The organism is Janthinobacterium sp. BJB301, from assembly GCF_002735685.1.
Taxonomy (GTDB): domain Bacteria; phylum Pseudomonadota; class Gammaproteobacteria; order Burkholderiales; family Burkholderiaceae_D; genus Janthinobacterium; species Janthinobacterium lividum.
Map to the genome: position 1 here is coordinate 453,097 of NZ_PDZJ01000001.1, position 26,471 is coordinate 479,567.

Here is a 26,471-nt window from a genome sequence, read left to right on the forward strand (position 1 = left end):
ATCATGATCGTCATCACCGGCGCCACAGGCAATCTGGGCCAGCACGTCATCGCCAGCCTGCTCACATCCATCCCCGCAGCCAATATCATCGCCGCCGTGCGCAACCCGGCCAAGGCCGCCGGCCTGGCCGCCCAGGGCGTGCAAGTGCGCCAGGCCGATTACAACGATGGCGCCAGCCTCGATGCGGCATTCAAGGGTGCAACGAAGATCCTGCTGATTTCGTCGAGCGAAGTGGGCCAGCGCGCGCAGCAGCACCAGAATGTCATCGATGCAGCCAAGCGGGCCGGCGTGGCCTTGCTGGCCTACACCAGCGTCTTGCGCGCCGACACGTCGCCGCTGGGCCTGGCCGCCGAGCACGTGATCACGGAGGCGGCCATCCGCGCATCCGGTCTGCCGTACAGTTTCCTGCGCAACGGCTGGTACCTGGAAAACCATACGGAACACCTGGCGCCCGTGCTCGAGCATGGCGTCGTGCTCGGTGCGGCGCAAAACGGCCGCTTCTCGTCCGCCGCGCGCCTTGACTACGCGGCGGCCGCTGCCGCCGTGCTGACGGCGCCCCAGCCGCAAGCCATCTATGAACTGGCTGGCGACGACGGCTTTACCCTGGCCGAGTACGCGGCCGAAGTGGCCCGCCAGTCGGGCAAGGCGATTGCGTACAAGGATATGCCGCAGGCGGACTTCAAGGCGGCGCTGGTGAGCGTGGGTGTGCCGGAAGGGTTTGCCGACCTGCTGGCCGATTCCGACGCGGGCGCGGCCAAGGGCGGCCTGGAAGACAATGGCAAGCAATTGAGCGCGCTGATTGGCCGTCCGACGACGAGCCTGTTTGACGCCGTCAAGGCGGCGCTGGCCAAATAAGGGAAAGGGCCGCGGCAGCGCGGCATCTTGAAATGAAAAAAGCCGCAAACTCGTGAAAGTTTGCGGCTTTTTTGCGAATTAGGTAATGGTGCCCACGAAGGGACTCGAACCCCTACACCCGAAGGCACATGGACCTGAACCATGCGCGTCTACCAATTCCGCCACGTGGGCACTGATGCTGCTTGTTGCTATATCTCACTACTGTACTGCGGACTACAACGACAACAACTCGTTGCTGGTGGTGCCCACGAAGGGACTCGAACCCCTACACCCGAAGGCACATGGACCTGAACCATGCGCGTCTACCAATTCCGCCACGTGGGCATTGTGCTGCTTGTTACTACTATCTGCTACTTTACTGCGGATCACAACAATCGACAACTTGTTGCTGGTGGTGCCCACGAAGGGACTCGAACCCCTACACCCGAAGGCACATGGACCTGAACCATGCGCGTCTACCAATTCCGCCACGTGGGCATTGTTACTGCTTGCTGCTTGTCGCTGCATGTTCTGCAGCGAGGACAAAATCATAAGGGCTGGCGTGCATTCGGTCAATCAACATTTTGCACTTTTCTTCAAGAAACACCCTTTTCCCCTGAAAAAAGCCATTTCCCTATGAAAGGCAAGATAAATCTGCCTGTTTTTTCAGCAAAAACAGGCATTTGGCGCTTATTGCGGCAGGGTGATGGTTTGCGTGCCGATCTGCAGCAAGCGTCCGCCAGGCACTGTCTGCAGGGAGGTTGGCACCGATTTGCAGCCGATATCGAGCACGATCAGGAACTCCGCCGCCATGGCCGGGGTGGTCTTGACGTAGGCGGCGTGCTGCTGGCTTGCCTCCTTGGGCGGATTGGGGGCGCTAAAGCTGGACAATTGTTCCTCGTCTGGCCGTAATGATTGCAGGCAAAGCGAAGCCGTGCCATTTTCTATGCTGGCCCGGCCATTCGGATACAGGTACAGGGTGTTGAGCGCATGCATGTTCCATTCGAAAGTGCGGGCCGTTGCGGAGTTCAGCTTGTCGAGCACCACCACCACGTCGTTCGAGCGCGAATACCATATTTGGCGCTTGGCCAGGCTCAAGTCGTTGCTGTAGGCGGCACTGGCATCGCCTTCCACGTAGTCGAGGTCCGTGCCGTGCATGAATGCCGTGATCTTGCCGTTTTTGTAGCGCATCTCGTAGTGGCCGGCGATGAATTGGCCTTTCCCGCCATCAAAGGTGATGGCGTTGTGGGCGCGCGACTGGCGGTACCAGCTTTGCGACAGCGGCGATGCGTAGTAGTCCTGGTAGCCGGCTTCGATCAGCAGTGGCTTGCCGCCGCTGTTGATGACCAGGCTGTTTTGATCCCCGTGGCTGTGATTGAAGGCGCCGAACGGACTCGATTTGAAGTAGACGGAAGTGCGGGCGGCGTTGCTCATGTCGCTGTGCATGGCTGCCCAGCCAATGCTGGGAAAGAGCATGGCGTTGGGCGGTGCTTCGGGCGCGACCGTGTCGGCAGGCAGTGGGTAGGGCGCCTGTAGCAGGGTGATGGGATTTTCCTGCGCGCCCGGCTGGCTGCTGTACCAGGCGGCCGCTGGCGTGGCTTGCCGTGCCACATACGCCTTCAGGGGGGCCGGGTCCGGCTTGCTTTCGTGGACATCGCCGAAGACGTGGCGTGGGGCGTTCGGTGGGATGAACTGCATGAAATAGCTGGAAAATCCCGCTGCCCACGGTTTGTTGAACAGGTTGACGCCGGTGGCTTCGGCCAGCGGCTGCCATAGTTGCAACTGTATATCGGTGGTGTACTGGCCATACGCCGAGCCGTTGGCAAAGCCGCCTTCCGGGCCGCTCCAGACGTGGACGATATGCATGTACGAGCGCACGGCAAAGTCGAACCAGGCTTGCGCTTCCGGCCTGGCGTCGAGCAGCAGGGTTGAGGCGGCGGCAAGGTAGCCCAGTGCCTCGACGCCGTGCGAGTCCATGGGGGACTGGTCCAGGCGTCCGCCGGCGATGGACAGGTCCGCGTAAATGGGCGTCAGCCGCTGCGCGGCGACCGACAGCCAGTGCGCGCGGCGGGGCGCATCCAGATCCAGCCACAGGAAGTCGGCCCCCTTGGCAAGTACCAGGGCAATCATGCGCGCCACCTGGTCCTGCGCTTTATAACTGGTGGGTCCATCCGGGCTCAGCGCGGCCAGCTGGTCGCCGCGCAGTATGGCTTCATCCAGATACCTGCGTTCCTGTGTCAGGCGAAATAGCAAGGCGGCCGCTTCCATTTGCCGGATCACGGCGCCGGCGGCATTGGCGATGCGGTTGTACTGGCCGCCATCGTTGGGCGTGGTCCACATGCCATCGTTGACGCTGGCCACGGCCGTGGTATTCAGATTGACTTCGCTGACGAGGCGGTTCAGGAAGGGGCGCCGCTTGCTTTCCATGGCGGCATCCCAGGCGCTCGCTTGCGCGAAGGAGGCTGGCAACTGGCGCGGGCGCGGGTGGGCCCGCACGGTCGCCGCCATATCGGACGATTCGGGAACGACAAAATTGCGTGAATTGCTGTCGATGGTAAATGGACGCTTGTCGGACCAGTCGCGGGGCGTGGAAAGCGGGCTGACGCGCCATTCATACTCGCCGGGCGGCAGTGCGCTCGATGGCAGCAGGAAATTGCGCGAGACGGTGTGGCTGCTCGCGGTGCCGCCAACCGGCAAAATCTCCACGACATATTGCGCCGGATAGCTGGCATGGCGCGGCCAGGCAAAGGACGGCGGATTTTGCACCTGCAATTTCACTTGTTCCGGTGCCGGTTTGACGATTTCAGGGCTGCTGGAGCGGGTGCTTACCCAGTCCGCCGCCTGGCTGGCGCCAGCGCCGAGGCTTAATGCCATGAAGCTGTTGAAAAGAATCCGTTGGTGTTTGCCTGGCCTGCATGTCATGACTTCTCTCCGTAATGCTGTTGCCAGTCACGCGCGATGCGTGACATGGGGAGATGTCAATATACTATTGAATGGAGCAAAAATGTTCTTTTTTGATAATTGCCCGGGCGGGTTGGTGCCGTGCTGCGGAAATGAAAAAAGCCGCAAACTCGTGAAAGTTTGCGGCTTTTTTGCGAATTAGGTAATGGTGCCCACGAAGGGACTCGAACCCCTACACCCGAAGGCACATGGACCTGAACCATGCGCGTCTACCAATTCCGCCACGTGGGCACTGATGCTGCTCTATTACTTGTCGCAAAATAACTTCGCAACAATTCTGCTATTATAACGGCTTGAAGAGTTTTGCGCCAGATGAGCTTTCGCTCCATACTGCACATCAACCCTGTACCGCTTTCCTGCAACTGCATTCCTGTGAAGGTTTGTCGCTGCAAGAGACCGAGATTATAGAGCAATATTTGCCGAAGTCAAATGCATTGCGCAGCTTTTCTCCTTTTTTTCATCGGCGGGGCACTTGTCCGGTTTCCGCTACGCTGTCCGTTAGGCAAACCAAGGCGTCCTCCGGTACACTACCGGACATCACCGTGTCAATATTGACGGTGATGTCATCGGTCTTTGTCTTCCGTTTGATCACTGTCAATAACAACTATAGAAATACTTTTGAGCCAAAATACCCACACCATCCCCAGCCGGGAGGACATTCTCGGCATATTCCGCAGCGTCAACGCGCCTCTCGACCCGCAGTCTCTCGGGAAAACGCTGCAAGTGCATGCCGATTCCATGGATGTCCTGGTCCGTCGCCTGAAGGCGATGGAGCGCGACGGCCAGCTCAAGTCTGACGCCAGCGGTGTTTTCAGCCTGGCCGACCAGAGCGCGCTTGTCGCCGGTCGCGTTACCAGCCACCGCGATGGCTTCGGCTTTGTCATTCCCGACGACGCCAGCGCCGACCTGTTCCTGCCTGAGAAAGAAATGCAGAAAGTACTGCATGGCGACAAGGTCATGGCCCGCATCGTCGGCACGGACCGCCGCGGCCGCCCGGAAGGTACGATCGTCGAGGTCACCTACCGCGCCAATACCCACGTCATCGGCCGCCTGATCCAGGAAAACGGTACCTGGGTCGTGGCGCCGGAAGACCAGCGCATCGGCCAGGACATCCTGGTGACCGGTTCGGTGGGCAAGGCGAAGGCCGGCCAGATCGTCAGCGTCGAGCTGACCGAGCAACCAATGCGCTTCAAGCAGCCTGTCGGCAAGATCGTCGAAGTGCTCGGTGCGCTCGATGATCCCGGCATGGAAATTGAAATTGCCGTGCGTAAATTCAACGTGCCGCACGTCTTTTCCGCCGCCGCCCTCAAGCAAGCTGAAAAGCTGCCCTTCGAAGTGCGCGCCGCCGACCTGAAAGACCGTGTCGACCTGCGCGACGTGCCTTTGGTCACCATCGATGGCGAGGACGCGCGCGATTTCGACGATGCCGTGTATTGCGAACCCGTCAAGATTGGCCGCGCCAACTGCTTCCGCCTGATCGTGGCGATTGCCGACGTCAGCCATTACGTGAAGCCGAACGACGCGCTCGATGCCGATGCGCTCGAACGCAGCACGTCCGTCTACTTCCCGCGCCGCGTGATCCCGATGCTGCCGGAAAAACTGTCGAATGGCCTGTGTTCGCTGAACCCGGCCGTCGACCGTCTGACCCTCGTCTGCGACGCCGTCGTCAGCGACAAGGGCGAGCTGAAGGCTTACCAGTTCTACCCGGCCGTCATCCATTCGGCCGCGCGCCTCACGTATGACGAAGTCGCCGCCGTGCTGGGCAACACCAAGGGACCCGAAGCGGCGCGCCGCGCGGACATCCTGCCGCACCTGCAAAACCTGGAAGCCGTCTACCGCGCCTTGCTGAAAGCACGCACGGAGCGGGGCGCCATCGACTTCGAGACGACGGAAACGTATATCGTCTGCAATAGCGCCGGCAAGATCGAAAAGATCATCCCGCGCACGCGCAACGAAGCGCACAAGATCATCGAAGAGTGCATGCTGGCGGCCAACGTCTGTGCGGCGGATCTGTTGCTGCGCAACAAGCACCCAGGCACCTACCGCATCCACGCCAGCCCGACCAAGGAAAAGCTCACGCAAGTGCGCACCTTCCTCAAGCAAGTGGGCCTGAACCTGACGGGCGGCGACACGCCATCTGCATCCGATTACCAGACCCTGATGCAGCAGATCAAGGCGCGTCCCGACGCGGCCCTGCTGCAAACGATGCTGCTGCGCTCGATGCAGCAAGCCGTCTACAGCCCGGACAATATCGGCCACTTCGGCCTGGCGTACGAGGCATATGCCCACTTCACCAGCCCGATCCGCCGCTATCCCGACCTGCTGACGCACCGCGCCATCAAGGCCATTTTGCAAGGCAAGAAATACGAGCCGAAGCTGTCCGAGAAGACCGTGCTGAACACGAACGTGTCGAACGCCACGCGCAAGCAGCAAGCGAAGGACAAGGCCGACGGCAAGCCGAAGAAGACGGACCTGACGATCTGGGACGCGCTGGGCGTGCATTGCTCGGCCAACGAGCGCCGCGCCGACGAAGCGTCGCGCGACGTGGAAGCCTGGCTGAAGTGCTACTTCATGCAAGACAAATTGGGCGAAGAGTTCACCGGCACCATCACCGGCGTGACCACCTTCGGCGTCTTCGTGCAATTGGACACCCTGTTTGTCGAAGGCCTGGTGCACGTCACAGAGCTGGGCACCGACTACTTCCAGTACGACGATGCGCGCCATGAATTGCGCGGCGAACGCACGGGCAAGCGCTACCAGCTGACCGACCGTCTGACGGTGCAAGTGGCGCGTGTCGACCTGGAAACGCGCAAGATCGACCTGCGTTTGGTTACCGATGCGGAACTGGCGGGCGAAGAAGCGCCAGCCAAGCAAGCTGGCGGCAAGCGCAAGGGCGAAAAGAAATCCATGGTCAAGCCCGGTCCTGCGACCGAGCAGCGCCATGAGATCAAGGCCAGCGTCAACAACGGCGGCAAGGCCGGCAAGGGTTCCGGCGGCCGTTCCAATGGCGCCAAGGCGCAAGCCAAGCCTGCAGTCAAGGCAGCGTTGAAGGAAGCCCCCAAGGCCGCCGAACCTAAGCGCAGCAAGAAACCAGCCGCGGCACCCGCTGCGGCGGCACCACGTGCAGCAAAAACTGTATCAAAATCAAGCAAGAACAAGCGATAAAAGAAACGATAACAAATGAAGAATAAAATGATTTTCGGCTTCCACGCCGTCACCTCGCGTCTGCGTCATGAAGCGTCGTCCGTGGAAGAAATTTTCGTCGATGCCAGCCGCGTCGACGGCCGCATGAAGGACATGATCGCCGCCGCCAAGGCTGCCAACGTGCGCGTCATGCCTGTCGACTCGTCGCGTCTGGACAAGATCGTCGGTACGCGCCGCCACCAGGGCGTGATCGCGTTTGCCTCGCAGCTGTCGCTGGCGCGCAATCTCGATGAGCTGCTGGACGCCATCGACGGCCCGCCGCTGCTGTTGATTCTCGACGGCATCACCGACCCGCACAACCTGGGCGCCTGCCTGCGCGTGGCCGACGGCGTCGGCGCGCATGCCGTGATCGTGCCGAAGGACCGCGCCGTGGGCTTGAATGCCACGGCCGCCAAGGTCGCCAGCGGCGCCGCCGAAACCGTTCCGTACATCACCGTGACGAACCTGGCGCGCACCATGCGTGAACTGAAAGAGCGCGGCATCTGGCTGATCGGCACGTCCGACGACGGCGAAAAAGGCTTGTACGAAGCCGATTTCACGGGTCCGACGGCCCTCGTCATGGGTTCCGAAGGCGAAGGCATGCGCCGTTTGACGCGCGACACCTGCGACATCCTCGTCAGCATCCCGATGTTCGGCTCCGTCGAGAGCTTGAACGTATCGGTCGCTTCCGGTGTCTGTCTCTACGAAGCCCGCCGCCAGCGCATCGCGAAAGAAGGCTAAAAATTTTGTAGCGCTTCTTTGATATGCCGCCGCCCTTGAGGCGGCGGTTGTTTATCTGCCTCCCCGGCAGCACGCCGCCGAATACGCTACCATTTGCGTTCCACCTTATTCATTGTCATTATGTTCCACCACCTGCGCGAAGATATCAACAGCATCATTGAACGTGACCCTGCCGCCCGCAATGGCTGGGAGGTGCTGACCTGTTATCCTGGCCTGCACGCCATCGTCATGCATGGCTGGGCGCACTGGTGCTGGACGCGGCACCTGAAGTGGGTAGGGCGCTTCATTTCATATATCGCCCGCATCATCACGGGCATCGAGATCCACCCGGGCGCCGTCATCGGCCGGCGCGTCTTCATCGACCATGGCTTCGGCGTGGTGATCGGCGAGACGGCCGTCGTCGGCGACGATTGCACCATCTACCAGGGCGTGACCCTGGGCGGCACCTCGCTGCACAGCGGCAGCAAACGCCATCCGACGCTTGAACGGGGCGTCATCGTCGGCGCCGGCGCGCAAGTGCTGGGCAGCTTCACGGTGGGCGAGTACGCCAAGGTGGGCTCGAACGCCGTGCTGCTGAAACCCGTGCCGTCCGGCGCCACGGCCGTCGGCAACCCCGCGCACATCGTGCAAAAGGATGTCAGCGCCCTGCGCGAGGGCAGCACGGCCCATTTGTTCGCCGCATATGGCGTGACGCCCAACGGCGACGATCCGCTGTCGAAAGCCCTGCAAGGCTTGATCACGCATGCCGTGGCACAGGAACAGCGCATCGAAACCATCCTCGCCACCCTGAAGGCGGCGGGCATCTGCTGCCAGGGCGTGCCCGAGTGTGATAAATTCGATTCCGAGCAAATGAACAAGCTGGTTGATTAAGGATACAGGCATGACTACAGACGCAAACGCAGCAGAAAAGAGTAGCGATAATCCCAATCTGCTCGACCCCTTCGAGATCCGCGTGCTGGCCGTGCTGGCCGAAAAGGAAGCGCTGACGCCGGACAGCTATCCGCTGTCGCTGAATGCCCTGACGAACGGCTGCAATCAGCTGTCCAGCCGCGACCCCGTCATGGCCCTGTCCGAAGAAACCGTCTACGACGTGCTGCAGCGTTTGATGCAGCGCAAGTTCGTCAACGGCATCACGCAGGCGGGTGCGCGGGTCGCCAAGTACGAACACCGCATGCGCATCAAGTGGTCGCTGGAACAGGACAAGCTGGCCATCCTGACGATATTGATGCTGCGCGGCTTGCAGACGGCGGGCGAGATCCGCAGCCGCAGCGGCCGCGTGCATGAATTCAAGTCCGTGGCGGAAGTGGAAGCCGGCCTGCAATTCTTGATCGACAAATACCCGCCGCTGGTGGCCAAGCTGGCCGTCGCGCCCGGCGCCAAGGAACCGCGCTACGGCCATCTGCTGGGCGGCGAAGAGGCGCTGGCGCAGATCGAGACGGCGGCAGGTTTTGCGGGCGCCGTCAGCGCGCCGCAGCAGGGCAGCAGGGTGGCCCAGCTGGAACAGGAAGTGCTGCAATTGCGCAGCGACTTCGATGGCCTGGCGGCGCAGTTCGAGGCGTTCCGCAAGCAGTTCGAATAATTTCCGGGCACGCGCCTATTGGGCTTGCGGGTCGAAATAGGCGGTCCAGGTCAGGCTGGAAGCGGCAAGGCCCTGCGCCTTGCCAAATTGCGCCATGGCCTTGCGCGGTTTTGCCAGTCCCGCCAGAGCCACCCCCAGGTTGTAATGGGTATGGCTGTCCGTCGAACCGAGCTTGAGCGCCGTTTCCAGTACGTTGACGGCTTCCCTGTACTTGCCCTGGTCACACAGCACGGCGCCCAGGCAAGTGATCAGGGCCGTGTCTTGCCGGGCCGCTTGCAAGGCGCTGCGCAACACGGCTTCAGCTGCCGCCATGTGCGCCTCCCATTGCCCGGCATCGCCTTCGGCCAGCTGGATATGCGCCCTGCTTGCGGCGATGGCGTCCATTGCCGCCTTAGCCAGGCCAGGCGGCGGAATTGCTTCCGGTTTCATAATCGACGCTGGCGGTAAAATCCCAGTCATCGGTGTCACGCCCTGTCTTCCCGGACCAGGCCTCGGGAGCGACGCTCAACAGTTCTTCCAGCCACTTGTCCGTTTGATCGGGCATCAGCGTGGGGTCGGCCAGTACGCTGTCATATGTGGCCTTGCCCGAGCCGACGACGAAACAGCGCGCATACAGGAAACCGTCATCCGACTTTCCTGAGTTGCCGGCATGGTCCGCAAACACCTTGCCATCGAGCTGGTACAGTGCCTGAGCCAGGCACTCCTCGAAGCCCTTGATGTCCTTGACCGGCAACTCGGCGAGCGCTTCGGTCAATGGTTCCACCGCGGCATCGGCGTCGCCGTCTTCCAGGGCTTCACGGTCGATTTGCTCTATCAGCTGCCAAAATTTTTCTTCGTTCATTGTTTATTCCAGGTAAATAGTCTATCGATACTGAAAGAGATCATGCATGCAATGCCGGCGGCGCGATGCGTCCCGTCTGTGCAACGTGGGCTTGTTTAGAATATCATCTTGCCCGAATGCCAAGCGCACGGTTTCCCCAAGTAACTCTTTGTAATCAACACCGCAAACAATTCGACCAAGCGTCCTTCCTACATGACTTTTTCCTTCCTGTGCCGCTCCTGCGGCGAGACCCACACGGGCATGCCCAGCTTCGGCGCCGACGCACCGTGGCTGTACCAGCAGATGGCGCCGGCCGAGCGCGAAGCGCGCTGCCAGCTCGACAGCGACGCCTGCATCGTCGACGAAGCGCACTGCTTCTTGCGCGCCACCATCGACATCCCCGTGCATGGCGCGGATGAGCCATTCAGCTGGGGCGTATGGGTATCGCTGAGCGGCGACAGCTTCGACGCATGGGACGCCTGCTTCAACGATGCCAAACGGGCGCACATCGGCCCCTTCTTCGGCTGGCTCAGCACGCAGCTGCCCGTGTATCCCGCTACCCTGAACCTGAAAACCCGCGTGCACCTGCGCGACGATGGCATGCGTCCGGCCATCGAGCTGGAACCGACCGATCACCCGCTGGCGGTGGAACAGCGCGACGGCATCACGGCAGAGCGGGTGGCCGAGCTGTATGCGCAGCTGATGCATGGCGATTGACAGGCCCGGCTTTTCAGCCGCTCCCTGTCGGTCCGCGCACGTTTCCGGTATCATTCGGCATGAATACTATTTCCTTCCAACCGTTTGTTATTGGTGTCGCTGGCGGAAGCGGCAGTGGCAAGTCCACCGTATCCCAACAAGTGCTGGCGTCCTTTGGCGCCGACATGGTCTCGGTCGTGATGCAGGACGACTACTACTGCGACCAAACCCATCTCTCCCCTGAAGTGCGCAGGCAGCAGAATTACGACCATCCGCAGGCGTTCGAGTGGCCATTGCTGGTGCAGCACATCCAGGCCTTGCGCAATGGCGAGGCGATCGAGATGCCCGAGTACGACTTCACGCTGCACAACCGCTCCGACAGGACCATCTTGGTCAAGCCGGCGCCGGTGATCGTGATCGAAGGCCTGTTCGCCCTATATGACGAAGACTTGCGCAACATGATGTCGCTGAAGATCTTTGTCGACACGGCCTCCGACGTGCGCTTCATCCGCCGCATGCAACGCGATATCACGGAACGTGGCCGTTCGGTGGAAAGCGTCATCGAGCAATACCTGGAAACCGTGCGCCCGATGCACAAGCAATTCATCGAGCCGACCAAGCGCAATGCCGACGTCATTTTGCCGCATGGTGCCAACGGCCCCGCGGTCGACATGATCACGGCCAAGGTGGCCAGCGTCATCGGTCGATTGAAACCGGCCGTTTGAAGCCTGCCGGCTGAAGTAGGCTGACGCAGCCCGCTGCGTCAGCGTTCCCCCATCGACTCCGAGAATGTCTTGGTGATCGGTTTCGTCAGGTAGCGCAAGACCGTCTTGCGACCCGTGTTGATTTCCACGGTGGCCGTCATGCCGGGCTGGATCAGGATCGGCTCGCCATTCTTGCCCATCAGATTACGCCCGCTGGTCTTGATCTGCACGCGGTAGTACGGCTGCTCGTTGCCCTTGTTGTCTTCACTTAAGGTGTCCGCGCTGATGTAGCTGACGGTGCCGCGCAGGCGGCCGTAGATGCCGTAGTCGTAGGCGTCGAGTTTCACGGCCGTGGGCAGGCCGGGCTTGATGAAGGCGATGTCGGCCGGCTTGACTTTCGCCTCGATGATCAGGTCATCGTCCGTCGGCACGATCTGCAGGATTTCCTCGCCCGGCTTGGCCACGCCGCCCAAGGTAGTGAGGCGCACGTTGCGCACGATGCCGTCGGTGGGCGCGTAGATATCCGTCGAGCCCAGCTGCTCCTTGCGCTGCGTCACCGTCTGCAGCACGCCGGCCAGGTCTTCCTGGGCTTTCACCAGGTCCGTCTGGCTGTCCTGCAGGTATTTGTTGCGCCGGTTGGTGATCTGCGCCTGGATATCGACCACCTGCCGCCGCAGTTTCAGCACTTCGGCGCGGCTGACATCGCCCGTTTCCAGCAGCGGCAGATTCATTTCCAGCTCTTCCTTGATCAGCTTCATGGCGCTTTCCAGCGAACTCACTTCCGCTTGCACGGCGCCCTGGCGCTTGCTGAACAGGGCCAGCTGGTTGGCGCGAAATTCCGGGAACGCCTGCAGTTCGGGCGGAAACTTCGGCGCGCCGCCAAACACTTCCGCCTGCAGGCGCGCCACGGCCGCCTTCAATCCGGCCGCCTTGGCCGTGCTTTCCAGGTAGCTCGTCTCGGCCCGCGTGCGGTCGAAGCGGGCCAGCAATTCGCCCTTTTTCACGATGCTGCCTTCATGTACGCGCAGTTCGGCCAGCACGCCGCCATCGGCCACCTGGATGATCTGGTTGCGCGAACTGGCGATCACCTGGCCGTTGGCGCGCGTGACCTGGTCCAGCTCCGCCCACGAAGCCCAGGCGATGACACCGGCCAGCGCCGCCGTGCAGCTCCAGATCAGCACCCGTCCCCGTTTCGCTTCTTCCCGCGCATCGACCTTGGCCAGTTTCATGCGACCGCTCCTTGCGCCACCGGCGCTGCTTGCGGTGCCGGGGCAGGGGCGGGTACGGCTTGCGGCTTGCCCGACAGCTTGGCCAGCACGGCATCGCGCGGGCCGTCCAGCAGCACCCGTCCCGCCTGCAGCACCACCAGGCGGTCGAGCAGGGGCAAGAGGGCGTTCTTGTGCGTGGTGGCGACCATGGTCACGCCTTCGGCCGCCAGCTCGCCCAACAGCCCGACGATGCGCGCTTCCGTCTTCGCATCCATGGCGCCCGTCGGTTCATCGAGCAGCCAGATGCGCGGCTTGGCCAGCAGCAAACGCGTGACGGCGATCAACTGGCGCTGGCCGCCCGACACGCCCCGTCCGCCCTCGGTGATGCCCAGCGCCAGTCCCCGTGGCTGGCCCAGTATCAGCTCGATCAGGCCCGTGCGTTTGGCGGCCGCCAGGATCGCTTCCTCGCCCGGGTCGGCCAGCCCCAGTAGCAGGTTGTCGCGCAGGGTGCCGCTGAACAGCCGCGTTTCCTGCGGCAGGTAGCCGACCATTTCGCGCACCACGGCCGGCGCCAGCAGGGCCATGTCGACGTCGCCCAGGTACACCTTGCCTTCGGCCGGCTGGTACAGGCCCGAGGCCAGTTTCAGCAGGGTGCTCTTGCCCGAACCGATGGCGCCCACCAGGCCGACGCGCTCGCCGGGGCGGATGGCCAGGTTTTCCACTTCCAGCGCCACCTTTTGCGCGCCGCCATACGTAAAGCGGATGCGTTCGAAGCGCAAGCCCGTATCGAGGCTGCGCGGCGTCAGCGCGAACTGCGCATTGTCCGCTTCGTTGGGCAGGCTGATGACTTGCTCCAGGCCGTCGATCGAGGCGCGCGCATGTGCCCACTGCACCATCACGGCGGGCAGCTGCACGATGGGCATCAGGGCGCGGTTGCTGATGATGGTGCACGCCATCAGGGCGCCCATGGTCATCTGGTTTTCGGCCACGAACCACGCACCCATGGAGATCAGCGCCACGTTGGTCAGCTGCTGGAAGGCGGCCGTGATGTTTTGCGACAGGGCCGCATAGTCGCGGATATTCTGCTCCGCGTGGCTGCTCTCGGCCACCAGTTCGGCCCAGCGCGCCTGCATCATCCATTCGGCGCTGCTGCCCTTGAGCGTTTCGACGCCGTCGACGGCTTCCACCAGCAAGCCCGCCTTGCGGTTGCTGGCGTTGAGGTTCTTGCGCGTATGGCTTTCGATGGCGCGCTGGAACATCAAACCGCACACGAGAGCCAGCGGCAGGGCCACCAGCGGCACCACCACCAGCCAGCCGCCGATGATGGTGATCATGGCGAGAAAAATCACGGCGAAGGGCACGTCCGTCAGCACGAACAGCGATGTCGACGTCAGCACGCCGCGCACCATTTCAAAGCCTTTTACCTGCGCCGCCAGGGTGCCGACGGAAGCGGGGCGCGCCTCCATGCGGATGCCCAGCATGCGCTGGAAAAACCACTCGGACAATTCATGGTCGACGTCATTGCACGAGTGGTCGACGATGCGGCTGCGCACCTGCTTGAGGATGAATTCCAGGCCGATCGACAGGGCCACGCCCACCACCAGCACCCACAGGGTGCTGAAGCTCTGGTTCGGGATCACGCGGTCGTACACCTGCATGGAAAACAGCGAAGTGGCCATGGTCAGCAGGGTCACCAGCGCGGTGGCCAGCACGGCGTCGACAAACACGCTTTTCTTCAGCCACAGGGCGTTGCGCACGAGGCCCAGGGCGCCGGGGCGGGCGCCGCTTTTTTCGCTGCGGCGCGGCAGGCCCACGCAAGCCAGGCCGGCCAGTGTCGCCAGCTGCAAGGCGCGCCCATCGATGCCTTCGCCGCGCCAGGCGCCGTCGGCGCCGCGCGACTGCAGCAAGCCCCAGCCCGTGCTGGCGCTGTAGACGGCGAATGGCAGCTCGCCCGGCGTCGGCTCGTGCAGCGGACGCGCCGCGCCTTCCAGCCCGGCCGCCTGCCAGAGGGTGGTCAGCACCATGGCGGGCGGGCCGCTGTCGTCGGCGTCATCGAGCTGGCGCTGCAGGTCGGCCAGGCGCGCGGCGGGCACGTGCTGGCCCGTCAGGCGGGCGGCGCGCTCGATGAGTGTCAGCAAGCCATGTTTGATGGAGGTATCCACGCTGTCTCCTGTGTGCATCATGTCGGTGTCAATTCGCGCGCGCCATGCCTGCCGGCGCCGTGCGCCCGGCCAGGGTGCCTGTTTGCGCGGCCAGGCGCAGGCTGGCGGCGATGGCCTGCGCGCGTGTGTCTTCCAGTGAAAACTGCGCCTGGGTCGCTTCGCGCACGGCGTTGAGCACGTCGTTCCAGCTCTTGCGGCCGATCACGTACTGGCGCGCATACGATTCGAATACCTGCGTCGAGGTGGTGCTGGCCTCGCCCGCGTTGCCCAGGCGCTGGCGGCTTGCTTCGGCCTCGTTCCAGTCCAGGGTGAAACGCTCGCGCACCTCGCGTTCTGCCACGTCGTGCGCGGCGCGCGCGCCTTCGCGCCGGGCCACGGCGGCATCCACGCCAGCCTTGGCCGACAGGCCGGCGCCCGGCTGCGCCTGCAGTACCAGCATGGCGCGCGTGCGGTTGTCGGCGTTGATGCCGCCCGTCGGCTTTTCCATGCGCAGCACCACCTTCGGCATGTAGGCCGAGCGCTGCATGGTGATTTCGGAATCGGCCGCCTGCGCCTCGAAATCGAGGCGGTGCAGGGTGGGGGAGTAGGCGATGGCCTGGCGCATGACCCGCTCCAGGCTGGCGTCGGGCAGCGGTTCGCCCACGCCGATGCCCGTGGCGCTGACGAGGCGCACGGGTTTGCCGGCCAGTTGCGACAGCTGCGCCAGCGCGTTTTCCAGCGCCTGGCGCGCATTCGACACGTCGTTGGCCGCCTGGTAGGCGCGCGATTCGGCCAGGCGCTGGTCCGTCTGCGAGCTGACCGACTGCACCACGCGGCGCTTGATCATGTCCAGCAGGCGCTGGTGCTCGGCCAGGCCCGCCTCGGCCGAGCGCACGCGCGCCGTCTGGCGCAGCGCTTCCGTGTAGGCGGCGATCACGCGCAAAGAGAGGGTCAGGCGTTCTTCCTCGATGGCGGCGCCGGCCGCATCGACCCGGCTGCCGGCGGCATCGATGCCGGCGTCGATGCGTCCGCCGCTCCACAGCGGCTGCTCGATGCGCACCACGCCGCCCGTCTCCTGCGAACCGGTGGGGACTTCTGCCGACAGGCTGGGAAAGCGCTGCCACTGCGCGCCATCGAGTTCGGCGCGCGCGGCCGCCTGCGCCGAACGCTTGCCCTGCACGGCGGGATGGCTTTGCAGCGCCTGCTGCAAGACCTGGTCGAAGCTCCAGGCGGTGGCGCCCTGGGCGCCGGCGAAGGACGATACCGATGCCATGGCCGCGGCCGCCAGCAAGGCCGCGATGCGTGGCAGTGAGGATAGTGCTGGGAAACCGCGTAATCTCATCCCGTATTTTTCCGGCCCGAGGCCTGAAGCATTTCAAGGTGTGGCGGGAGCGCGCTGTCTTGCGCTCCCGCCGCCGTGCCAGGCGCGGCGCCTGGCGTGGGTGCCCTGCTTCAGACGACGAAGTTGGCCGCCGTCAGTTGCGTGATGTTCACCCCGCTCAGCAGCACCAGCGCCGTGTCGATGGCGTTGGCGTTGCTCAGATCACTCGAGTGATACACCGTCACGGCGCCGCTGTTTTGCGCATCGGCGATGACGATGTAGCCCTGGCCCGACAAGACGCTGTCGTCGGCTGCGATGGCGCTGGCCGCCGCGCCGATCGACACGGACGTGCCGTCGAAGATGAACAGGTTATTGTTGCTGAAGTCCGTGCCCACGTTGACGCCCACGGCCACCGACGCCGTCAGGTCGGCGATGGCCGACATGTCGATCACGTCGCCGCCGGCAGCCGGCAGGCCGGTGCTGAAGTCGGCCACCGTCAGCGGGTTGTGCAGGGCATTCTGGCTCAGCACGAACAGCTGGCTCGCGTCCGTCAGGTCGGCCTGGGCCTGGGCTGCCGCCGCTGCGGCGGCATCGGCATTCGCCGCCACCGTCAGCGAGCTGGCGTCCGTCAGATCCGCCTGCGCCTGCGCCTGCAGGGCGGCGGCTGCTGCCGCATCGGCTGCCAGGTGCAGGGCATTGGCGTCCGTCAGGGCGGCTGTCTGCGCCGCTGCCAGCGCCGCTGCCGCTGCCGCATCGGCAGCCTGGGTGAGGGCCACGGCATCGGTCTGGTCGGCCAGCGCTTGCGCGGCGGCGGCGTTGGCGGCGTCCGCATTCGCCACGATGGCCAGGGCACTGGCGTCGGTCTGCGCGGCGATGGCGTTCGCCTGTGCCAGGGCGACGTCGGCAGCCTGCGCGTCGGCATTGGCCTGGGCCGCTGCCGCATCGTCCGCATACGCGGCACTCGCATTGGCGTGCGCTTGCGCCGCTGCTGCTGCCGCGCTGGCGGCGGCCGCATCGTCGGCTTGCGCCGCTTGCAGGGCAAGCAGGGAAGCGGCGGCCTGCGCCTGCGCCAGCGGCGCTGCCGCATCGGCCGCATGGGCGGCAAGTGCCGCTGCCGCCGCGTTGTTGGCGTTGACCGTGGCCGCTGCTGCTGCAGCATCGTCGGCCTGTGCCGCCTGGGTGAGCGCCAGCGAGATGGCGGCCTGGGCGGCGGCTGCGTCGGCCGCGTCGTCGGCGTTCTGCGCTGCCGTGGCTGCAGCCAGTGCGGTGGCCGCCGTTGCTGCCGTGCTGACGGCCAGCGCATCGGCGGCGATGGCGGCCGTGTGCGCGGCGGTGGCGGCGGCGGCATTGGCCGCTGCCTGATTGGCTGCCGTGTCGTCGGCTTGCGCCGCCTGGGCGGCGAGCAGTGATGCTGCCGCGGCGGCGGCGCTGGCGCTGGCGGCAGCATCCGCGGCTGCCGCTGCCGTGGCAGCCGTTTGCGCCAGCGCTGCGGTGGCGGCGGCATCCGCAGCTGCCTGGTCGTCGGCGACGGCGGCGTCGTGCGCTGCCTGGGCGTTGGCGGCATTGGCCGCTGCCAGCGCGGCTGCCGCGTCGTCTGCCTGCGCCGCTTGCGTGGCTGCCAGGGTGATGGCAGCGGCAACGGCCGCTGCCGCTGCCGCAACATCGGCATCATGCGCGTTTTGCGCCGCCAGCTGGGCTGCCGCTGCCGCGGCGGCGGTGGCGGCGACGTTGGCGTCCGCTGCCAGGGCTGCGTCCAGGGCCAGTTGCGCATTGGCGGCGGCCGTGGCGGCCGCTGCCGCGGTGGCGTCATCCGCCTGGGCATTGAGGGTGGCGGCCAGGGAAATGGCCGCTTGCGCCGCTGCCGCTGCCGCAGCGGCATCGGCGTTTTGCGCCGCGACGGCCGCCGCATGCGCGGCAGTCGCATTGGCGGCAGCGGTGGCAGCCGCCGCATCGTCGGCCTGTGCCGCCGCCAGCGCCGCATGGGCGGCAGCCGCATTGGCATTGGCCTGGGCCGCGTCATCGGCCGCACCCTGGGCGGTGAGGAGGAGGTTCAGTTTCAGCGTCCTGTCATTGTCGGCATCCAGGGCGTTGGTATCGGCCGTTACCGCCGCGTTCAGGTTGGCGATGGCCGCATTGAGCGCGGCATGGGCATTCAGGGCTGCCGTATCGGCCAGCTGCGCCGCCAGGGTGGCGGCCGCCGAAATGGCGGCCGTGTGCGCGGCATTGGCGGCGGCATCGTCGGCGGCCAGCGCGGCGCTGGCTGCTGCCAGTGCATTGTTGGCTGCCGTTGCGAGCGCGGCCAGCCCTGCATCGGCCAACAGCGCGGCATCGGCAATGAGCTGGGCCGCTGCCGCTGCTGCTGCCGTGCTTGCCGCCGTGGCGTCGTCGGCCAGGGCGGCATTCGTGGCGGCGAGCGAGGCGCTGGCCGTCAATATCGCCGCGTTGAGTGTGGTCGTGGCGGTATTCAGTGCCGCTTGCGCGTTGGCCGCCGCCGTGGCTGCTGCCGCGGCGAGGCTGTCGTCGTTCAGGGCCTGGTTCAGCGCGGCCAGTGCGCTCGCTGCCGCTGCCGCGGTCGTGCCGACAGCCGCATCGGCGGCCTGCGCGGCCAGCGTGGCTGCCAGCGAGACGGATGCCGTGAGGGCGGCGGCGGCAGCGGCGATATCGTCCGCTTGCGCATGTTGCGTGGCGGCGGCCGAGATGGCTGCCACGGCGGCGGCCGCAGCGGCAGCCGTATCGGCGGCGGCAGCGGCAACGGCGGCGGCCGTTGCATTGGTGGAGTTCAGCACAGCCGCAGCGGCCGCGGCATCGTCGGCCAGGGCCGCATTCAGCGACGCCAGCGCGTTGGCGGCGATGGTGGCGGCGCTGGCGGCGGCATTGTCGGCCAGCTGCGCCGCTTGCGCGGCCGCTTGCGAGACGTTGGCGACAGTGGCGGCCGTGGCGGCGGCCAGATCGTCGGCGACGGCGGCGGCGGTGGCCGCACTCGCCGTGATGGCGGCGGCGGCCGTGGCGGCCGCATTTGCATCCGCCTGCAGGGCCGCATTCAAGGCGGCCAGGGCGTTGGCCGCCGTCGCTGCCGTCGCGGCGGCGGCTGCATCGGCTGCCTGCGCCGCCTGTGCCGCTGCCAGCGAGGTGGCGGCCACGCCGGCGGCGGTGGCCGCCAGCGTGTCGTCCAGCGCCGCCGCGGTGGCTGCCGCCTGGGACGTCAGGGCGAGGGTGGCGGCGGCGGTGGCGGCACTGTCGGCCGCGAGCGCATTGTTCAGGGCTGTCAGGGATGCTGCGGCCGTAGCTGCGGTCGAGGCGGCGGCCGCATCATCGGCTTGCGCCGCCAGCGCGGCGGTGTTCGACAAGCCGGCCGTGGTGGCGGCGACGGTGGCCGCCAGCGCTGCCACCAGGTCGAACGGATGGGCGGCCGAATAGGCAGCCAGGGCGGCGGCATTCGCGGCATCGTTGTTGGCGACGGTGGTCAGGGCGGCGGCATCCGTCAAGGCGGCCTTGGTGGCCGCCACGGTGGCGGCCGTGACGTCGAGCGTGTGGGCGGTACCCAGCAGGACGGCGTCGGTGAGGCCAGCGACGGCGGCAGCTGCCGTGGAGGCGGTGGCATTGACGGTCGCTACCAGGCCCAGGGCGACGGCATCCGTCAGGTTGGCCGTTGTTTGTGCGGCGGTGGCAGCGGCCGCGTCGACGGTGGCCGTCAAGCCCAGTGCGACGGCGTCGGTCAGGGCGGCCGTGGCAGCTGCCGTATTGGCGGCGGCCGTGGCGGCCGTCGAGACGGTGCCCAGTGCCACGGCATCGGTCAGATTGGCAACGGCGGCAGCGGTGCTGGCGGCCGTGTTGGCGACCGTCGACACGAGGCCCAGTGCCACGGCGTCGGTGAGGTTGGCCGTCGTTTGCAGGGCGGAAGCGGCGGCCGCGTCGGCCGTGGCGACCAGGCCCAAGGCTGTGGCGTCGGTCAGCGCGGCGGTGGCGGCTGCCGTATTGGCGGCGGTGGTGGCCGCTGTCGAGAGCGTACCCAGGGCCACCGCATCGGTCAGGTTGGCAACATTCGTCGCCGTATTGGCGGCGGCGGCAGCGGCCGTGGCGAGCAGGCCCAGGCCGGCGGCATCCGTCAGATTGGCCGTCGCCTGCAGGGTGGCGGCCAGGGTGGCGTCGGCGGTAGAGATCACGCCCAGCGCCGTGGCATCCGTCAGCGCGGCCAGGTTGGCGGCGGAGGTAGCGACCAGCGCATCGGCGTTCGAGATGAGGCTCAGCGCGATGGCGTCGGTCTGGCCGGCAGTCGTGACGGCCAAGGCTGCGGCCGCATCGGCTGCGGAAGAGGCCAGGCCCAGGGCCACGGCGTCGGTCTGATTGGCAACAAATTGTGCCGTGGTCAGCGCGTTTTGCGCCAGCGTATTGGCGGCCGTCAAGGTGGTGACGGCAGTCTGGGCGGCAAGTTCAGCGGCAGCGTCGGCAGTGGAGGCAATGCCCAGCGTGCCGGCATCGGTCAGCAAGGCTGTGGTGGCGGCAGCCGCGGCGGCGGCCTGTGCCGCGGCAGCTGCGCTGACGGCCGAGATATCGATCCCGCCCAGCAGGGCGGCCGTTTCCGCCGCCGAGACGGCAGCGGCCGCCGTGGCGATGAGCGCATCGGCATTGGTCAGGTCGGCGATGGTTTGCAGGCCGGCTGCCGCCAGCGCATCGGCGGTGGAGATGCCAGCAAGGATGGTGGCATCGAACAGGGCGGCAGAGATATCGGCATTATCGGCACCGATCTGCAAGGTATTGACCGTGGCCGTCAGATCGAGCACGCTGGTCTGGCCAGCCGTGACATTGGCGGCCAGGGCGGCGAGGTTGGCCAGATTGAACGCATTCAGGGCGACGTTGACGTCCAGCAGGCTGGCTTGCGAATTGGCGGCAGCCGCATCGGCGTCCGCCTGGTCGGCTGCTTGCTGCAAGGCGACGACATCGGTCTGGTCGGCCACTGTTTGCGCATTGGCGGCATCGCTGGCGGCGGCCGCGTCGGCAGCGGCCAGGGCGGCCGCATCCGTCTGGTTGGCCGTCGTTTGCGCGGCCAGCGCGGCGGCGGCATCGGCGTCGGAAATCACTTGCAGGGCGGCCGCGTCCGTCAATGCCGCTTGCGTGGCGGCGCCGGCGGCCGTGCTGGCTGCCGCATCGGCCGTGATTTGCAGGGCGGCCGCGTCGCTCAGGCTGGCCGTGACGACGGCATTCGCCGCCACGGTGGCGGCAAGGGCTGCTGCGGCGTCAAGTGCGGCGGCATCGGTACTGGCGGCAAGGGCTGCTGCAGCGGCTGCGGCAGCGTCGGCATCGGAAATCAGGGCCAGTGCGGCCGCATCCGTCAAGCCGGCCTGGAGCTGTGCTGCGTCCGACGCCGCGGTGGCGGCGTCGGCGATCAGGCCCAGGGTGGGCGCGTCCGTCATGTTCGCTTGCGTCTGTGCATTGGCGGCGTTCGTGGCGGCGGCATTGGCGGCAGCCTGCAGGGCGACGGCGTCGGTGGCGTTGGCGATGGCAGCGTCCTGGGCGGCAACGCCGGCGGCGGCGTCCGCTGCCATGCTCAAGGCGACGGCATCGGTCAGGCCCGCTTGCGTACTGGCCGCGGTGGCCGCATTCGCGGCGGCGGTGGCAGCGATACCGAGTGCCGCGGCATCGCTGGCATTGGCAGCTGCCGCCGCATTCGCTGCCGCGGTGGCGGCTGCGTTCGAGGCGGCAGCCAGGGCGGCGGCATCGGTGGCGGCGGCCGCGGTGGCGGCAGCGGCGGCGGTGGCGGCATCCGCATCGGAGATCAATGCAAGGGCGGCGGCATCCGTCAGGCTGGCCTGGATGCCTGCGGCGACGGCGGCATTGGCGGCGGCGGTGGCCGCCAGGTCCAGCGCGGCGGCGTCCGTGGCATTGGCCAGCGCCGTGGCGGCGGCGGCAGCGGCGGCATCATTGGCGGAGATGACGCCAAGCGCTGCCGCGTCGGTCAGCGCTGCCTGGGTGTTGGCTGCGGCGGCGACCACGTCGGCCGCATCGGCGATGGCTTGCAATGCCGGGGCGTTGGTCTGGTCCGCCTGCGTTTGCGCCGCATCGGCCGCGGCGTGTGCGGCGGCGGCGTTGGCGGCGGCCGTGGCGGCAGCCGCATCAGCATTTTGCGCCGACGTGGCGGCGGCCTGGGAGGTGGCAGCGGCAGCGGCAGCGGTGGCTGCCGCGCTGTCGTCATTCGTGGCGGCGGTAGCGGCCGCTTGCGCGCCGGGGACGACGGCTGCCGTGCTGGCCGCCAGCGTATCGTCGCTGGTGGCGGTATTGGCAGCGAGCAAGGCTGCTGCCGCTGCTGCGGCGGCCTGTGCCGCCAGTTGGTCGGCCAGGATGGCGGCATTCGCCGCTGCCAGCGAAGCTGCTGCCGTGGCTGCTGCCGCGGCGGCGCTGGCGTCATCGGCCAGGGCGTTGCTGGCGGCAGCCGCCGCGGCGGCGGCGGCCAGCACGGCCGCGTCGGTCACGACGGTGGTGGTGGATTGATTTCCCGTGCCGCCCTGGCCGCCGGTCGAGCCGCCCGTTCCTCCGGTGCCGCCCGTGCCGCCAGTTCCCGTGCCACCCGTGCCCGTACCACCGGTGCCCGTACCGCCCGTACCCGTGCCACCGGTGCCCGTACCGCCCGTACCCGTACCGCCAGTGCCGGTACCTCCTGTCCCCGTGCCACCCGTACCGGAGCCGCCAGCTGCGGCGCCGCCTCCGCCGCCACCGCCTGCCGCGGCGGCAACCAGGCCAAGTCCGCCGAGCGCGCCCAGCACGCCAAGTCCGCCCAATCCGCCTGCCGCGCCGGCACCCGCGCCCGCGCCAGCCGATGCCCCGGCGACATCCACGACACTGCCGCTGGGGATCCCGGCGGCGCCAGCACCCGCGCCTGCCGCGCCGCCATTGTTGTCGCTTTGCGGCGTGCCGAGATCGGCGCTGCCGTTGCCGGCCTGGCCTGCTGCGGCGCCGCTGCCACCGCCACCGGCTGCCGCGGCGGCTGCCGCTACAGCGGCGGCCGCGCCCAGGGCGCCGGCATTGCCCGTATCGGCGCTTCCCGTGACTTCGACGACATTTTCAGGCGGCATGCTTTGGCTGGCATCGGCCCCTTGCACCAGTTCATCTTCGTCATACTGCTTGCGGTCGCCGTTTTTCGGGTTGGCGACTTTTTTTGCGGGCGTCGCGACCTTGGCGCCAACGCCTTCGGCATTGACGGGAACTTGTGCTGGATTTTGGATGGTGGCCATTTTAAAGTCTCCGGAAGAGGTTGGATATTCGTTCAATTTTTTAAGATATTAAAAAATCAATAATGTATTTCGTTTCCTTGGTTACTCCGGCGTGGCTTGGGCCGTGGTCGAACTCTGGTGTTGCCGATGTTGATAGTGGCAAGTAAAACATAATTGGAAAAAAATCGCTGGCGTAAAAGAGCGCTTGATCCTGGATATTAAAAATACTAATTTTGCATTTGTTTTGCATGGCGCTTATTTCTCGTATTTTGCTTCGCCCGTAACTGGCTTGCTTTACGATACACACTGGCAGGATGGCATATTTACAGGATGTCCGCGCCTGCCTTCACTCTGATGGTAATTTCAATTTTGAAACTTTCAATTTCATTTTGATCATTTTCCATGACTCTATTCTGTCAAGCTTTGCGCAAGTGAATAATCACGTATTGTCACGAAACAGGGCTTTCTGGATGAATCTGTTGCCATGCGCCAGCATTTCTGCGCCTTTCATCTCAAAAATCGTCTTGCTATCGATTTGCTAGTTGTTGCTTTTTTGTCCGGTGATTATCAAATTTGATTGGTAATAAAATACGATAGGAATAATTATTTGTAATTTTTATATCTAATTAATGCTATCGAATGAATAGTCTTTATTTGGCGAGGGAATTTATTACTGATTACTAGCAGTACGATAGTGATTGTTTTCGGCGGCGTAACAGGGGAAAAATGAAAACGCCCCGGCGGGCGGGGCGTTTTTTACGGGGATGCGATGGTGCGCTGTCAGCCTTCCTCGCGCCAGCTTCGCAGGCGGATGGCGGCGTAAATCAGGGCCGCGCCTGCCGCTGCGCCCAGCCAGACGGCTGGCAAGGCCAGGCTGGACCAGGAATTGCTGAACACATCGATGCGCGTCATGTGCGATCCTCCCTCTGCCAGGGCATGCATGCGTGGCAGCAGTTCCGGTTCGAACAGATACCAGCTGCCGGGAAGAGTGCCCAGCAGGGCGCGTCCGATAACATTCATCTGTATCCAGCTGACATCGCTTTCCGTCTGCGTCAGCTTGCCGGCCCAGACTGTCAAGATAAGCAGCAGCAGCGGTACGCCGACGGCCCACAGGAAGACTTTCGACTTGGCCCAGCTCGATACCATCAGCAGCCAGCCCACCGTCGGCAAGGCCCACAGGCAATACACTGGCAGCAAGCCGAACACGCGCAGCGGTCCCAGGTACAGGCCGGAAGAGCCGAGCAGTTCGGCAAACACGTGGATGCCGTTGGCCGCCAGCACGCCGCTGAGGATCAGGATCAGGGCCAGCGACGTCAGGCTGGCGGCAGCGGCCACGATCAGCGGTGCGACCAGCAGGGCGATGGCCGCTTTCGACAGCACCGTCTGCGCATCCGAGATGGGCAGCGATTTCCAGAACAGCACGCTGCGGTCGCGGCGGTCGTCATGCAGGGCGCTCAGGCAATAGAAGAACACGAGGAAACCCAGCGCCAGGAACAGCGGCGCGGCCGCATACGTATAGTTGTTGGCGACGGCGTCGATGATTTCCGTGCGGCGCGGGCCGAAGGTGCGCGTATTGAAAACGGTGCTCCAGGAAATTTCCTCGCCATTGACGATGAGCGCCGTGTGCATTTTGGTCTTTGCGACGGTCGCAGCCGCCATCAGGGCGCCCAGCACCGTCATGACGACACCGATCAGGGCAGGCGTCCACAGCAGCATGCCCTTGTGTTCCCACAACTCGCGCCGGATCAGCCATTGCATCTTGTTTACAGGGGAAATACTCATTGGTACGATCCTTTCATGGTCGCGACAAACAGGTCAGCCAGGCTGGGCGTGCGTATTTCGCCGAGTGCGGCCAGCTGGGTGCGGGCGACGCCGTCGAACAGCATCACCGACTTGCCGAACACGCTGCGTTCGCTGATCGGCTGCAGGGCGCGCGCCGGATTGACGTGCTGCGGGCCCACCATCACCTCGATGTAGCGCTCGCCTACCTCTTCCATGCTCGACGCCAGCACGATCTTGCCGTCGCGAATGAACATCAGGTCGCTGAGGATGTGTTCCACTTCCTCGATCTGGTGCGTGGTGATGACGATGGTCTTGTTTTCATCGAAATAGTCTTCCAGCAAGTTCTGGTAAAACTGCTTGCGGTACAGGATGTCCAGGCCCAGGGTCGGCTCGTCGAGCACCAGCAGTTTGGCATCGATGGCCATCACGAGCGCCAGGTGCAGCTGCACCACCATGCCCTTCGACATGGCCTTGACCTTCATCTTCGGCGACAGCTTGGTGTGGGCCAGGTAGCGTTCGGCCTTGCTGCGGTCGAAACGTGGATGCACGCCAGCAACGAAATCGATGGCGTCGGCGACGTGCAGCCAGCCCGGCAGGATGGCCACGTCGGCGATGAAGCACACGTCTTCCATCAGCGCGTCGCGCTGTACGCGGGGATCGCGCCCCAGCACCGACAAGTCGCCATCGAAACCCGTCAGGCCCAGGATGGCTTTCAGGGTGGTGGTCTTGCCGGAACCGTTAGGGCCGATCAAGCCGACGATGCGCCCCGGCGCGATATCGAAGCTGATGCCGTTGATGGCCACCTGCTTGCCATACTGCTTGCGCAGGCCGCGCGCGCTGATGACGCTGTCCTTGTTCAATGCATTCATGCGTTCTCTCCGTGTGCGCCGGCGTCGCGGCTCGCTTGCAGCAGTTGATCGAGGTCCAGGCCCAGGCGGGTGATGTGTTCCAGCAAGGCTGGCCATTCCTCGCGCAGGAAGCGCTCGCGTTCACTGGCCAGCAATTTGTCGCGGGCGCCTTCCAAGACATACATACCGAGTCCTCTGCGTTTTTCCACCAGGGCATCGTCGACCAGTTCCTGGTAGGCGCGCGAAACCGTGATGGGATTCAATTGATAATCGGCCGCCACCTGGCGCACCGAGGGCAAGGCGTCGCCGGACTGCAGCACGCCATCGAGCATCATGCCCACCACCCTGGCCTTGAGCTGGCGGTAGATGGGGCTATTGTCGTTCCATTCCGCGCTCATGGGATGCGCTCCCACAAGGGCGGGGCGGTGCGGCGCATAAAAAGTGCTGT

The 26,471-nt window shown here is 65.2% G+C and carries 17 protein-coding genes and 4 tRNA genes; 7 read left to right on the forward strand and 14 right to left on the reverse strand.

Features of this window, described 5'->3' with window-relative positions:
* Positions 1 to 3: 3 nt before the first annotated feature.
* Complete coding sequence (locus CSQ91_RS02085; RefSeq protein ID WP_099387231.1) at positions 4 to 855, forward strand: SDR family oxidoreductase; 852 nt, start codon at positions 4 to 6, stop codon at positions 853 to 855.
* A gap of 86 nt (positions 856 to 941) precedes the next feature.
* Here the strand turns inward: CSQ91_RS02085 and CSQ91_RS02090 are convergent.
* The 5 genes from CSQ91_RS02090 to CSQ91_RS02110 form a co-directional block, all read right to left on the reverse strand.
* Positions 942 to 1,026, reverse strand: a tRNA-Leu gene (locus CSQ91_RS02090).
* A gap of 68 nt (positions 1,027 to 1,094) precedes the next feature.
* Positions 1,095 to 1,179 (reverse strand) — tRNA-Leu (locus tag CSQ91_RS02095).
* A 68-nt stretch (positions 1,180 to 1,247) separates the two neighbouring features.
* Positions 1,248 to 1,332, reverse strand: a tRNA-Leu gene (locus CSQ91_RS02100).
* Between the two features lie 192 nt (positions 1,333 to 1,524).
* On the reverse strand, positions 1,525 to 3,708 hold the full coding sequence (locus CSQ91_RS02105) for a heparinase II/III domain-containing protein (RefSeq protein ID WP_099387232.1): 2,184 nt from the start codon (positions 3,706 to 3,708) through the stop codon (positions 1,525 to 1,527).
* A 233-nt stretch (positions 3,709 to 3,941) separates the two neighbouring features.
* Positions 3,942 to 4,026 (reverse strand) — tRNA-Leu (locus CSQ91_RS02110).
* 387 nt (positions 4,027 to 4,413) lie between these two features.
* Here CSQ91_RS02110 and rnr point away from each other — a divergent pair.
* From rnr to CSQ91_RS02130, 4 genes are all read left to right on the forward strand, one after another.
* A complete protein-coding gene (gene rnr / locus CSQ91_RS02115) occupies positions 4,414 to 6,960 on the forward strand; it encodes a ribonuclease R (RefSeq protein WP_099387233.1) in 2,547 nt (848 codons plus the stop codon).
* Positions 6,961 to 6,975: 15 nt separating this feature from the next.
* A complete protein-coding gene (gene rlmB, locus CSQ91_RS02120; RefSeq protein WP_034784003.1) occupies positions 6,976 to 7,719 on the forward strand; it encodes a 23S rRNA (guanosine(2251)-2'-O)-methyltransferase RlmB in 744 nt (247 codons plus the stop codon).
* 120 nt (positions 7,720 to 7,839) lie between these two features.
* Positions 7,840 to 8,589: a serine O-acetyltransferase gene (gene cysE / locus CSQ91_RS02125; protein WP_099387234.1), complete on the forward strand. Its 750-nt coding sequence runs from the start codon at positions 7,840 to 7,842 to the stop codon at positions 8,587 to 8,589.
* 10 nt (positions 8,590 to 8,599) lie between these two features.
* Complete coding sequence (locus tag CSQ91_RS02130) at positions 8,600 to 9,298, forward strand: YceH family protein (RefSeq protein ID WP_070260269.1); 699 nt, start codon at positions 8,600 to 8,602, stop codon at positions 9,296 to 9,298.
* Positions 9,299 to 9,313: 15 nt separating this feature from the next.
* Here the strand turns inward: CSQ91_RS02130 and CSQ91_RS02135 are convergent, their stop codons facing one another.
* Positions 9,314 to 9,682 (reverse strand): tetratricopeptide repeat protein, encoded by a 369-nt coding sequence (locus CSQ91_RS02135; protein ID WP_034784007.1) that lies wholly within the window; start codon positions 9,680 to 9,682, stop codon positions 9,314 to 9,316.
* 7 nt (positions 9,683 to 9,689) lie between these two features.
* On the reverse strand, positions 9,690 to 10,139 hold the full coding sequence (locus tag CSQ91_RS02140) for a DUF4240 domain-containing protein (RefSeq protein WP_099387235.1): 450 nt from the start codon (positions 10,137 to 10,139) through the stop codon (positions 9,690 to 9,692).
* 192 nt (positions 10,140 to 10,331) lie between these two features.
* Between CSQ91_RS02140 and CSQ91_RS02145 the strand changes: the two genes are divergently transcribed.
* Together CSQ91_RS02145 and udk are read left to right on the forward strand one after the other, a co-directional pair.
* Complete coding sequence (locus CSQ91_RS02145; protein ID WP_099387236.1) at positions 10,332 to 10,835, forward strand: DUF2199 domain-containing protein; 504 nt, start codon at positions 10,332 to 10,334, stop codon at positions 10,833 to 10,835.
* Between the two features lie 59 nt (positions 10,836 to 10,894).
* Entirely contained in the window at positions 10,895 to 11,539 is a 645-nt protein-coding gene (gene udk, locus CSQ91_RS02150) for a uridine kinase (RefSeq protein WP_092610270.1), read from the forward strand.
* Between the two features lie 38 nt (positions 11,540 to 11,577).
* Here the strand turns inward: udk and CSQ91_RS02155 are convergent, their stop codons facing one another.
* From CSQ91_RS02155 to CSQ91_RS02190, 7 genes are all read right to left on the reverse strand, one after another.
* Positions 11,578 to 12,747 carry an HlyD family type I secretion periplasmic adaptor subunit gene (locus CSQ91_RS02155; RefSeq protein ID WP_099387237.1) on the reverse strand — a complete coding sequence of 390 codons (1,170 nt, stop codon included), beginning with the start codon at positions 12,745 to 12,747 and terminating at the stop codon, positions 11,578 to 11,580.
* Positions 12,744 to 14,888, reverse strand: coding sequence for an ATP-binding cassette domain-containing protein (locus CSQ91_RS02160; protein WP_217494300.1), 2,145 nt, complete (start codon positions 14,886 to 14,888; stop codon positions 12,744 to 12,746). The genes CSQ91_RS02155 and CSQ91_RS02160 overlap by 4 nt, the downstream gene beginning before the upstream one ends.
* 28 nt (positions 14,889 to 14,916) lie before the next feature.
* Positions 14,917 to 16,140 (reverse strand): TolC family protein, encoded by a 1,224-nt coding sequence (locus CSQ91_RS02165; RefSeq protein WP_180278315.1) that lies wholly within the window; start codon positions 16,138 to 16,140, stop codon positions 14,917 to 14,919.
* A gap of 179 nt (positions 16,141 to 16,319) precedes the next feature.
* Entirely contained in the window at positions 16,320 to 23,414 is a 7,095-nt protein-coding gene (locus CSQ91_RS28835) for a hypothetical protein (protein WP_180278316.1), read from the reverse strand.
* A gap of 759 nt (positions 23,415 to 24,173) precedes the next feature.
* Complete coding sequence (locus CSQ91_RS02180) at positions 24,174 to 25,175, reverse strand: hypothetical protein (protein WP_099387239.1); 1,002 nt, start codon at positions 25,173 to 25,175, stop codon at positions 24,174 to 24,176.
* A complete protein-coding gene (locus CSQ91_RS02185; RefSeq protein WP_099387240.1) occupies positions 25,172 to 26,044 on the reverse strand; it encodes an ABC transporter ATP-binding protein in 873 nt (290 codons plus the stop codon). Before CSQ91_RS02185 ends, CSQ91_RS02180 begins: the two co-directional genes overlap by 4 nt.
* Positions 26,041 to 26,421: a GntR family transcriptional regulator gene (locus CSQ91_RS02190; RefSeq protein WP_034784016.1), complete on the reverse strand. Its 381-nt coding sequence runs from the start codon at positions 26,419 to 26,421 to the stop codon at positions 26,041 to 26,043. The genes CSQ91_RS02185 and CSQ91_RS02190 overlap by 4 nt, the downstream gene beginning before the upstream one ends.
* Positions 26,422 to 26,471 lie beyond the last annotated feature (50 nt).

What these genes read in the sequence shown, in the direction of transcription:
- CSQ91_RS02190 (WP_034784016.1), bottom strand. Translation starts at nt 26,421, where the DNA reads ATGAGCGCGGAATGGAACGACAATAGCCCCATCTACCGCCAGCTCAAG.
- CSQ91_RS02180 (WP_099387239.1), bottom strand. Translation starts at nt 25,175, where the DNA reads ATGAGTATTTCCCCTGTAAACAAGATGCAATGGCTGATCCGGCGCGAG.
- CSQ91_RS02140 (WP_099387235.1), bottom strand. Translation starts at nt 10,139, where the DNA reads ATGAACGAAGAAAAATTTTGGCAGCTGATAGAGCAAATCGACCGTGAA.
- CSQ91_RS02105 (WP_099387232.1), bottom strand. Translation starts at nt 3,708, where the DNA reads ATGGCATTAAGCCTCGGCGCTGGCGCCAGCCAGGCGGCGGACTGGGTA.
- rlmB (WP_034784003.1), top strand. Translation starts at nt 6,976, where the DNA reads ATGAAGAATAAAATGATTTTCGGCTTCCACGCCGTCACCTCGCGTCTG.
- CSQ91_RS02155 (WP_099387237.1), bottom strand. Translation starts at nt 12,747, where the DNA reads ATGAAACTGGCCAAGGTCGATGCGCGGGAAGAAGCGAAACGGGGACGG.
- CSQ91_RS02135 (WP_034784007.1), bottom strand. Translation starts at nt 9,682, where the DNA reads ATGGACGCCATCGCCGCAAGCAGGGCGCATATCCAGCTGGCCGAAGGC.
- cysE (WP_099387234.1), top strand. Translation starts at nt 7,840, where the DNA reads ATGTTCCACCACCTGCGCGAAGATATCAACAGCATCATTGAACGTGAC.
- CSQ91_RS02130 (WP_070260269.1), top strand. Translation starts at nt 8,600, where the DNA reads ATGACTACAGACGCAAACGCAGCAGAAAAGAGTAGCGATAATCCCAAT.
- CSQ91_RS02185 (WP_099387240.1), bottom strand. Translation starts at nt 26,044, where the DNA reads ATGAATGCATTGAACAAGGACAGCGTCATCAGCGCGCGCGGCCTGCGC.
- CSQ91_RS02085 (WP_099387231.1), top strand. Translation starts at nt 4, where the DNA reads ATGATCGTCATCACCGGCGCCACAGGCAATCTGGGCCAGCACGTCATC.
- CSQ91_RS02165 (WP_180278315.1), bottom strand. Translation starts at nt 16,140, where the DNA reads ATGGCATCGGTATCGTCCTTCGCCGGCGCCCAGGGCGCCACCGCCTGG.
- CSQ91_RS28835 (WP_180278316.1), bottom strand. Translation starts at nt 23,414, where the DNA reads ATGGCCACCATCCAAAATCCAGCACAAGTTCCCGTCAATGCCGAAGGC.
- udk (WP_092610270.1), top strand. Translation starts at nt 10,895, where the DNA reads ATGAATACTATTTCCTTCCAACCGTTTGTTATTGGTGTCGCTGGCGGA.
- CSQ91_RS02145 (WP_099387236.1), top strand. Translation starts at nt 10,332, where the DNA reads ATGACTTTTTCCTTCCTGTGCCGCTCCTGCGGCGAGACCCACACGGGC.